The organism is Flavobacterium sp. (assembly GCF_036515215.1).
GTDB lineage: Bacteria > Bacteroidota > Bacteroidia > Flavobacteriales > Flavobacteriaceae > Flavobacterium.
In genome coordinates, this window is the sequence record NZ_DATBVQ010000155.1 from 1 (window position 1) to 10,794 (window position 10,794).

The 10,794-nt window shown below is 36.2% G+C and carries 6 protein-coding genes; all 6 read right to left on the reverse strand.

The features are described from left to right. A partial coding sequence (locus VIH09_RS10465) for a TonB-dependent receptor plug domain-containing protein (protein ID WP_331580686.1) occupies nucleotides 1–1,010 on the reverse strand: 1,010 nt, incomplete at its 3' end. Nucleotides 1,011–1,233: 223 nt separating this feature from the next. Then, complete coding sequence (locus tag VIH09_RS10470; RefSeq protein WP_331580688.1) at nucleotides 1,234–3,978, reverse strand: histidine kinase; 2,745 nt, start codon at nucleotides 3,976–3,978, stop codon at nucleotides 1,234–1,236. Between the two features lie 102 nt (nucleotides 3,979–4,080). After that, on the reverse strand, nucleotides 4,081–5,262 hold the full coding sequence (locus tag VIH09_RS10475; protein WP_331580690.1) for an acetate kinase: 1,182 nt from the start codon (nucleotides 5,260–5,262) through the stop codon (nucleotides 4,081–4,083). Between the two features lie 77 nt (nucleotides 5,263–5,339). Next, a complete protein-coding gene (pta, locus tag VIH09_RS10480; RefSeq protein ID WP_331580693.1) occupies nucleotides 5,340–7,433 on the reverse strand; it encodes a phosphate acetyltransferase in 2,094 nt (697 codons plus the stop codon). Nucleotides 7,434–7,512: 79 nt separating this feature from the next. Further along, nucleotides 7,513–8,583 carry a magnesium/cobalt transporter CorA gene (corA, locus tag VIH09_RS10485; RefSeq protein ID WP_331580695.1) on the reverse strand — a complete coding sequence of 357 codons (1,071 nt, stop codon included), beginning with the start codon at nucleotides 8,581–8,583 and terminating at the stop codon, nucleotides 7,513–7,515. Nucleotides 8,584–8,905: 322 nt separating this feature from the next. Further along, nucleotides 8,906–10,789: a molecular chaperone DnaK gene (dnaK, locus tag VIH09_RS10490; protein ID WP_331580697.1), complete on the reverse strand. Its 1,884-nt coding sequence runs from the start codon at nucleotides 10,787–10,789 to the stop codon at nucleotides 8,906–8,908. Nucleotides 10,790–10,794 lie beyond the last annotated feature (5 nt).

The window sequence follows — 10,794 nt, forward strand, 5'->3', positions numbered from 1 at the left end:
TTATCTGATAACTTATAATCATTGTTATTTCTAAAAGTAAAACGATTATAGTCCAAACCTTCCAAAATTCCCTGCTCTTTATAATAATTTAAACTAAACAAATAATTGATTTTATCCGAAGCTGCAGATAAAGCCAAATTATGGGATGAATAACTACCCAATCTCGTAATCTCGTCAAACCAATTGGTATTGTACTTTTGATCCAAAGAAAATCGGGTGTTTTGATCCGCGATATTTGAATAGTTAGCAAATTGATTTGAACTGGCCATTTTAATTTTTTTCAGAGCTGTTCTTATACCATAGAAGCCATCGTATTCTACAAGAGTTTTATCGCCTTTCCCTTTTTTGGTCGTTATAATGACAACCCCATTTGCTCCTTGATTTCCATATATGGCCAACGAGGATGCATCTTTTAAAACATCAAAAGAGGCGATGTCATTAGAATTGATATTAGTGATGTTCTTTGTTGCAATCCCGTCCACCACATACAAAGGGGTTCTATCAGCTCCAAAAGTTCCAATACCCCTAATGATCAAGGAAGGGGAAGCGCCTGGGACATCAGTCCCTATTACTTGTACCCCAGCCGCTTTCCCTTGAATGGCTTGCGTGGCATTTAGCACTTTTGATTTGGTGATATCATCTGACGTAAGTTGAGAAATAGCCCCCGTGTTATCGGATTTTTTTCGATATCCATAACCAATAACAAAAATTTCCCGCAATTCAGAGTCTAACGATTCATTCAGAATGATGGTCATGAAACTAGCTGTTACCTTAATGGAAAAGGTATCAAAACCAATCATGCTAACTTTTAATACCTCGCCAATTTCGGCATCAATTCTAAAATTCCCTTCGAAATCAGTATTCACATTGGTATTGGAATCCAGGGCAACTAAACTTGCTCCCTGAATCGCCATCCCGTTTTTATCTAATACTTTTCCCTTAATTACTTGGGCAGATATATAAGCAGGAAGCAGGATGAGTGCCAAAAAGATAAAAGTAAAGTTTCTCATGCATAAAACATTTTAGTTAGAAAAGGAAAAAGGGTTCAAAACGTTGCAGACATCAAAATTAAAACACTATATGACTCTCAAATACCAGAAAAAACCTTCATAAATCTGTAATCTGTTTTGGCTAAGAGTAAAAAACGCATCATGTCTGATTTGATGGGGATATGATTCTAATTCTAGCCAAAAATGAGAATAAAAAAAATATATCCATTAAAAAAAATATTTTTTATAAAGAAAATAAAAATTTGGACAGATTTTCGTCCTGTACAAGGTTCAATTTTTTTCTCAATCTATAACGATGAAGTTCTACACCCCGGAAAGAAATATTCATCATTGGCGCAATCTCTTTAGATGAAAGATTCATTTTTAGGTAAATGCAAAGCTTAATATCCTTTGAAGTAAGAACAGGATATTTCTTGGTTAGATTGATAATAAATTCATTATGAATTTGATTTAAGTTTGTTTCGAAAGTTTCCCACTCATGCTTGTTAACGGCATTGATCTTTATCGCTTTTGTAATTTCACTTTTTAATTTATTGAAGTCGGTTTCAGATTCCAAAATTCCTTGAATTTTTTCAATCATTTCACTTTGCTTCGCTATAGAAAGTGATTTTCCCGCCACTTCCGAAGATTTGGATTGCAACTCCAATTCAAGAATATGTTTTTGATATTCCTGACTGTTCAATTCATTTTCAGCTTTTAATTCGATTTCAAGAATTTTCTTTTGATGTTTCAGTTCCTCTTCTCTCAATTCCAATTTCTGAATATATCTCATTTTATTCCATTTATAATAAACGTATAAAATTGTACCCGCTAACAATAAATACAATAAAACCATCCAAAACGAAAAATACCATGGTTTTGAAACTGAAAAATCGAAACTCGACAACTTTGCATAGTGAAGGCCATCGTGATTATAAACGCTTACGATATGATTTCCGTTACCCAAATTATTCAATACAATTAATCCTTCTTTAATAGGGACAAAATCCGAAGACTCATCAATCTTATAAAACAGGCTTGGTTTAGCTGCGCCATATATTCCGGAAACCACATTTATCCTTAACTCTGAATTATATTTTATTTTTGATTCGTTGCTAATCAAATTCTCATTATTATAAGCTTCAATCCTTATTTTTTGAGCCGTTTTGGAGTTGTTTTCCAGTTGCAGAGAGATGAATCCGTCATCCAAGTTTAGCAAATAGTTGCTCTTTTTTTTGAATATCTTTAAATTGTCATTGATGATTTTTCCCTTATAATATTTTTCTTGAATGCTGTTCCAAACAAATTTATTTCCGTCTACGTAGATAGGATACAAAAGTCCCTCTTTTAACACCATAAAATGGCTGTCATCAATAGCCACAATATCTGATATATTCCTGAAATTAGAATTAAACAATTGATTCTGCTCTAACTGATTCGTGATGGAATTATAAGTGTACCAAGAATTATGGATTAAAAAGAGTATTTCTGTTCGGAACTCAAATATTTTCACTCCAAAATCGTTTGCGATTTTATTTCGTTGACTGACATTTTCTACATCAATAGTTTCAAAGTTGTCGTTCAACTGAATTCGATATAATCCTCTATAATTATCTGCTGCCCAGATTTCGTTTTTTTTATTTTGGGCAACATATTTTATTGGTTTCAAAAGATCATTTATATCGACCTTTTTAGATAAATCATTGCCGTCCTTGTAAATGGTTATCCCACTATAGGTTGCCTGCAAATAAGAATTGTTAATATTACTTTTCGTAAGGTTCCAGCCTCCATTCCTATTATTTAATTTTGAGAATATGCCTTTTTCATAAATGAAGGTTCCCTCGTTGTGGCCAATAAGGTACTTGTCATTTATTTTGCTGATATTCCAAGCCTGCCCTTGCATAGTTGGAATTGCTGAAAATTGGTTGTTTTCATACTTAAAAACGCCATGATTGGAAGCCATCAAATACCCTTTCCCGATTGTCGCAACTGAATATACCGACCCTAAAACTCCGGAATTATCAGAAAAAATGGAAATGGCCGAATTGACTTCAATATGCGCAATCCCATTATCAAGACCCAACCACAAGTCATTTTCTTTATCTATTCCGATACTCAAAATAGAATTGTTCATCAGTACATTGTTCCTATTGATGTTTTTATAGGTATCGGTATTTAAATCGTAGATATAAACGCCTTCACTTGCGGTCCCGATAACTAATTTATCATTCTTGATAAACTTGGCGGCATTTACATTTGCCGTTTTTAACGTTTCATTCAGCGGACTTTTCCAAGAACTTAAAACCCCGTTCTCTTCAACATAAACACCGTTTTTCTTGGTAAAAAAGTATGTTTTGTTTTTATGTTTCTCAATGTCATGAATAACGTTATGCTCTAAGATGGACCAACCCTTTACCTTTTCGATACCTGAATTATTCATTCTATAAACGCCGTTCTCTACAGAAGCGATCAAAAGTTGATTGTCTACTATAAAGCAATACGATATAAGATGCGGCAGCTTAGTTTTCTGAATAGATTTCCCGTCATAAATAAAAATTCTATTAAATGATTGGAAGTAAATTTTGCCATTAAATTTAAAGATTTTCCAAATCTCCTCGTTCTCAGTATCGTCAAAAACCTTGTTCCCTTTTGAAATCGAGACATAATTCATGTTGCCGTCCTTTCGCGACCAATAACCAAATTCCTTATAAGAACCCGAATAAATTTTATCCCCATCGACAAATATCGAACGAATGACCGTTTTATTGGGCAGCATGTATTTCCCCCACTTTACCCCATCATAACGAAGTAAATAATGGTTATTGGCAAAATACATGGCAGCATCATTTCCTTGAGCCACATTCCAAATTTGGTTGTCCCCTTGATAATTTGATTTACTGTAATTCTCAACAAATGGAAGCAATTCCTGAGAATACAAATGGCAGGAAATAAAACAGAAAAGGACTATTTTTATTATTCTTACTTTCAAAATTGTATCATTTATCTTCAAATATAATTACATTTATTCAATAAAGAGCATAAAATAAAGCCTCCCTTACCGAGAAGCTTTTAAGACTAAACCTATTTTTTATTACTCAAGAAGTTCGTAAACCTGATTTGCGATTTCAAATTCTTCATTGGTAGGTATTACCAATATTTTTGTTTTCGAATCAGTCGTATTGATTTCTCTTATTTCCTTGGAGCGAATGTTATTCTTTTCAGTGTCTAATTTAATCCCGAAATAATCCATATCAGTACACACGAGTTTTCTGATGTAAGAAGAATTTTCGCCTATTCCAGCGGTAAAAACGATGGCGTCCAGGCCATTCAAAACTGCTGCGTAAGAACCTATGTATTTCTTTATTCGATAGGCGTTCATCGCCAATGCCAGTTGACAATCAACATTTCCAAGCTCGGCATTTGACTCTATATCCCTCAAATCGCTGTAGCCGGTAAGGCCAAGCATTCCACTTTGCTTTTGCAACATCGTATTGACGTCATCAAGCGTATAGCCTAAAGTTTTAACAAGATAAAAAATCACGGACTGGTCAACATCACCACTTCTTGTCCCCATAATTAATCCGTTCATGGGACCAAAACCAAGACTGTGGTCAACACTTTTCCCTTCCTTAATGGCGGTCATACTACATCCGTTACCCAAATGGATCGTTATTATTTTTGAGCTGTTCTCCAAATATTCATTTGCTCTTTCAGAAACATATTTATGACTTGTTCCATGAAAACCATATACCCGTATTTTATTTTCTGTCAAAAGATAATTCGGCAGTGCATATTTATGCGCAACAACCGGAATTGTTTGATGAAAAGCAGTGTCAAAAACGGCAATTTGCTTTGCATTGGTAAAAATGGCTTCTGCCACATTTATCCCCTCTAAGTTGGCGGGGTTATGCAAAGGCGCTAAAGCAAAAAGTTGCTTTATCTTTTCTTTTACCTCATCGTTGATGACAACGGTATTGCTGAAACTCGCTCCGCCATGGACCACTCGATGACCAACGGCATCAATCTCCCCTGTGCTTTTGATCACGCCATTTTTTTCATCCATCAACAATTCGGCAATCTTTTCTAAACCAATTTTATGGGTGGCAATCGGTAATGTCTCCTCTAGCTTTACCTTACTTGTCGCATAACTTAGATTCGAAGTTTCCAATCCTATTCTGTCAATCATGCCTGAACAGATGACTTCATTGCTCGGCATTTCAATTAATTGGTATTTTATGGAAGAACTCCCCGAGTTTATAATTACTATTTTCATTAAATATTATTAAAAGATTAAAAGATTGAAATATTAATTTTTAAATCTCTTAATATTTCAATCCTTGAATAAATAAGCTAAAGTCCCTGCGCTTGTATTGCCGTAATCACCACCGTGTTGATAATATCATCCACCGTGCAACCGCGACTTAAATCGTTTACGGGTTTGTTTAGGCCCTGCAACATCGGTCCTATGGCCAAGGCTCCAGTTTCTCTCTGTACGGCTTTATAAGTATTGTTTCCCGTGTTTAAATCAGGGAAAATAAGCACACTGGCCTGTCCTGCAACCTCCGAATTCGGCATTTTACTTTGACCAATTTCCATATCTACCGCAGCATCGTATTGAATCGGGCCTTCGATTTTCAGGTCGGGACGTTTTTTACGGACTATCTCTGTTGCGGCCCTTACCTTGTCGACCTCGTCCCCTTTTCCGGAAGCACCCGAAGAATATGAAAGCATTGCAATCTTTGGTTCTATACCGAAAGCCGAACTAGAATCTGCTGAAGAAATTGCTATTTCCGCCAATTGTTCCGCTGTCGGGTTGGGATTGATGGCACAGTCTCCAAAAACAGAAACCCGATCTTCCAAACACATGAAAAATATCGAGGAAACGATGCAGGTATCGGGTTTTGTTTTAATGAATTGCAAAGCGGGCAAGATGGTATGCTGGGTGGTGTGTGCTGCCCCGGAAACCATTCCGTCCGCATCTCCCTTATACACCATCATCGTCCCAAAATAGGATACGTCTTCCATTAAGTCTTTGGCCATTCCTAATGTAACGTTTTTGGCTTTTCGCAACTCGTAATAGGTGTTTACGTAATCCTCGTAATGTTCCGATTCGATTGGATTGATGATTTTTACCTTCGAAAAATCAAAAGCGATTCCCAACTCTGCCACTTTATTTTCAATTTGTTTTTTGTTCCCGATAATTGAAATATCAACCACATCCATCGCCAACAATCGTGAAGTTGCGATTAAAATTCTGTCGTCATTCCCTTCGGGTAACACAATATGTTTTCTGTGTTTCTTGGCCCTTTTAACAAGATTGTATTGAAACATTTTTGGTGTCATTCCTTCCACTTCAAAAGCACTCAGCTTTTCGGACAAACTATCCAAGTCAACATACTTCTCGAAAGTGTTGATTGAGGTCTCAATTTTTTGGGTATTGTTGGCGTATATCTTAGACTTAATATCGCCTATTCTATTGGTAATACTGTAGGTTCCGCCTTCAACAGAAATAATGGGCACAATGCTAGTTAAACCTTCAATTAATTTCAGGATACTATCTTCAGGCAATATGTTCCCCGTCAGCACTATTCCCGAGATTGAAGGATAGTTGGCAGATTCATTGGCTTGTAAGGCTCCCAAAATAATATCGGCCCGATCCCCTGGAGTGATAACAAGGGCATTTTCTTTTAAATGCAACAAATAGTTGCGCAATTGCATGGCTCCTACGCTGAAATTCCCGATTTCATTATTTAAAAACTCGCCCCCAAAGAGTACTTTGGCGCCGAGCTCATCGACAATTTCTTTAATGGTAGGGTTGTTTAAACTCGATACAAGAGGTATGGAATTTACCAGCACCTCTTCCGGCAAACTTGCTTTTAAACCATCCGTAACCAATTTTATGTTTTCGCGTTGCACTTTATTGGCAATGACGGCTAACACTTCAACATCCTTCACCTTAAATGAGTCATAAGCCAGATAAAGACTGTCAATCAACTCCTCTAATGTTTTCCCCACACCAGAACCCACGATTATAGTTGGTATTCCCAAATTTTTTGCAATCAGCACATTCATGTCCAATTCAATGACTGTCCCTTCCCCGCTAAAACTGGTCCCCTCGACCAAAACAAAATCGAACTGCTCCTCTAACTTTTTGTATTTTTCAATAATTAGATCCAGCACCTCTCCGATTTTACCTTTGTTTTTCTTCTTGATGAGTTTGCTTTTTGTGATGGCAAAAGCATCTTCAAAAGCAATATCCAAACCAAAGTAATTAATTACGGTTTCGATATGGTTATCCAATTTTCCATCCTCAAAATCTTCTATTATCGGCCTGAAGTAACCCACTTTGGCAGTTTTACCGATAAGCATGCTCATTAGACCAAGCGTTATGATTGATTTCCCGCTGTTATGCTCGCTTGTTGCTATATATATTGCCTTGTTCATTCTCTTTATTTTTATTGTTATTCCAAATTAAATTGAGCAATTTCATTCAACACTTTACACGTTACTTTACTATTTATTCTCAAAACCAGTCCCTTTTTTTAAAATAGACAATCATACCCAATACGATTAAAACCATAACACCGATAACGGCAAAATATCCATTTTCATATTGTAGTTCGGGCATATATTTGAAATTCATTCCGTACACACCCGCAATAAAAGTTAGGGGGATAAATATCGCCGAAACAATCGTCAGCGTTTTCATGATCTCATTCATCTTATGTGTTTGGGAGGAAAAAAAGAAATTGGAAGCGCTCTCCAGCATCCCCATGTCAGACTCTATTTGTTCCAGTAGTTCCAAGCTTTTTTGATGCAAACGCGAATAATAGCTATACGTCTCCGCTTCAATCACCTTAAATTCTTCGTCCTCTTTCAGCATTTTAATGGCATACAACGAATCACGCAATGGAATTATGGATCGCTTCAGGAAATTAAAATTGTCGCGATGCTTTTCAATTCGAACCAAAATCTCCGGGTCAGCGCTATTCTTGGACAAATTGATTAATTCTTCCACCTTATCTTCTTCGTTTTCCATGGTCACATAGAAATTTTCAATAATGGCATCCAATAGAAGATAGAGCAAAAAATCAACTTTTTTTGATCTCACTACTCCTGCATGGTTTCGGATTCGTTCTCTGATGTGAATAAAAAAATCACTCCTTTTTTCTTGAAAGGAGATCAAAATGCCGTCTTTTATCAAGAAACTAATTTGTTCGACACTGATGTTATCGGAATGTTCCGAAGGCAGCATCGACTTTATGTTAAAAAACAAAGTGTCCGGAAACTCTTCGAGTTTTGTTCTCCTGCCAGTATTCAAAATATCGGAAAGCAGAAAATTGTCTATTTTGAAAAAATCTCCTATACCCTCAATAATTTCAATTTCGTTTAAGCCATGCAGATTGAGCCAATTATTTTGCTCGGGATTAATGCATTTTTTAAAATCGGCTATATCCAGATCTTCGTATTCGGTAATTCTCAAATCGTCATAGACAAACAATTGCATTTCTGACTCAAACTTTTTATGCGTACCCGTATACTCCAGATGGTTCGATAGTCCCTTGCGACCTTTTTTGAATTTAATTTTTCTCATGCAAAATTATATATACAGTAATATTACGAAAAACTGGAAGAAATCTGTTATTCCTTAACATATTTGAAATTTTTCTAAAATTCCTTACAATACAAAAGTAATTGCTACTTTAGTTTTATTTCATGAGAAAAATCATGTTTGAATTTATCTTAGTCATAAATAAAACTCATCATTCCTGAAAAAATAAACGCTGCAAGTTTTTGAAAGCTGTCAGTTTTAAAAAATCTAAAATATAATGAGACAAAAAAAAACCGTTCACCAAAGGCGAACGGTTTTTTGTATGATGGAGAGATTCACAACAGTTCATCTCTACGCGAAATAATTATTTTACTTCTTCGTAATCTACGTCTTGAACATCGTCTCCTTGCGCTTCAGTTTGTGGCTGTGCAGCTTCTTGGCCTTGTTCTCCTTGTGCGTACATTGCTTCAGTAGCAGTTTTCCAAGCAGCATTGATGTTATCAAGTGCAGTTTGAATAGCTGGAATGTCTTGAGATTGGTGAGCCATTCTCAATTCAGTCAATGCATATTCTACAGCAACTTTGTTTTCATCAGATAATTTTGCTCCAAGGTCTTTCAATTGAGTTTCAGTTTGGAAGATCATTCCATCTGCTTCGTTCAATTTTTCAGCTCTTTCTCTTGCAATTTTGTCAGCATCAGCATTAGCTTCTGCATCTTTTTTCATTCTTTCGATTTCTTCAGCTGTTAATCCAGAAGAAGCTTCGATACGAATGTCATGAGATTTTCCTGTTCCTTTGTCAGTTGCAGAAACTTTGATGATACCATTAGCATCAATATCAAAAGTTACTTCAATTTGTGGAACACCTCTTGGTGCTGGTGGTATACCATCTAAATGGAAACGACCAATAGTTTTGTTGTCAGCAGCCATTGCTCTAGCTCCTTGCAATACGTGAATTTCAACTGTTGGTTGAGAATCTGCAGCAGTAGAGAATACTTGCGATTTTTTAGTTGGGATAGTTGTGTTAGACTCAATTAATGTAGTCATAACTCCTCCCATAGTTTCGATACCTAAAGATAATGGTGTAACGTCAAGTAACAATACATCTTTTACATCTCCAGAAAGAACTCCACCTTGAATAGCTGCTCCAATTGCAACAACCTCATCAGGGTTAACTCCTTTAGACGCTTTTTTACCGAAGAATTTTTCTACTTCGTCAGCGATTCTTGGCATACGAGTAGAACCTCCTACAAGGATCACTTCGTCAATATCAGAAACAGATAAACCTGCATCTTTCAACGCTTTAGCAACTGGTGCCATAGAACGTTTAACTAATGAATCAGTTAATTGCTCAAATTTAGCTCTAGATAATTTTTTAACAAGGTGTTTTGGTCCTGAAGCTGTAGCAGTTACATAAGGTAAGTTGATTTCAGTTTCAGTAGAAGAAGACAATTCGATTTTTGCTTTTTCGGCAGCTTCTTTCAAACGTTGCAATGACATTGGGTCAAGACGCAAGTCAATACCTTCTTCAGCTTTAAATTCGTCAGCTAACCAGTCAATAATTTCATGGTCAAAATCATCCCCACCTAAGTGAGTATCTCCGTTTGTAGACAATACTTCAAAAACTCCGTCTCCTAATTCAAGAACAGAGATATCAAATGTACCTCCACCTAAATCATAAACGGCAATTTTTTGATCTTTACCTTTTTTATCAAGACCGTAAGCAAGCGCTGCTGCTGTAGGCTCATTGATAATACGCATTACCTTAAGACCTGCAATTTCACCAGCTTCTTTTGTAGCTTGACGTTGTGCATCATTAAAGTAAGCAGGAACAGTAATAACCGCTTCAGTAACAGTTTGACCTAAATAGTCTTCAGCTGTTTTTTTCATTTTTTGAAGAGTCATTGCTGACAATTCTTGTGGAGTGTATAAACGACCATCAATATCCACACGTGGAGTATTGTTGTCCCCTTTTACAACTTTGTAAGAAACTCTTTTCGCTTCAGCAGAAACTTCAGCAAAAGAATGACCCATAAAACGTTTAATAGAAGCAATTGTTTTGGTAGGATTCGTTACCGCTTGTCTTTTTGCAGGATCTCCTACTTTAATTTCGCCACCTTCAACAAAAGCGATGATAGATGGTGTTGTTCTTTTTCCTTCTGCGTTAGGAATAACAACTGCTTCATTACCTTCCATTACAGAAACACAAGAGTTTGTCGTACCTAAATCAATTCCGATTATTTTACCCATTTTTA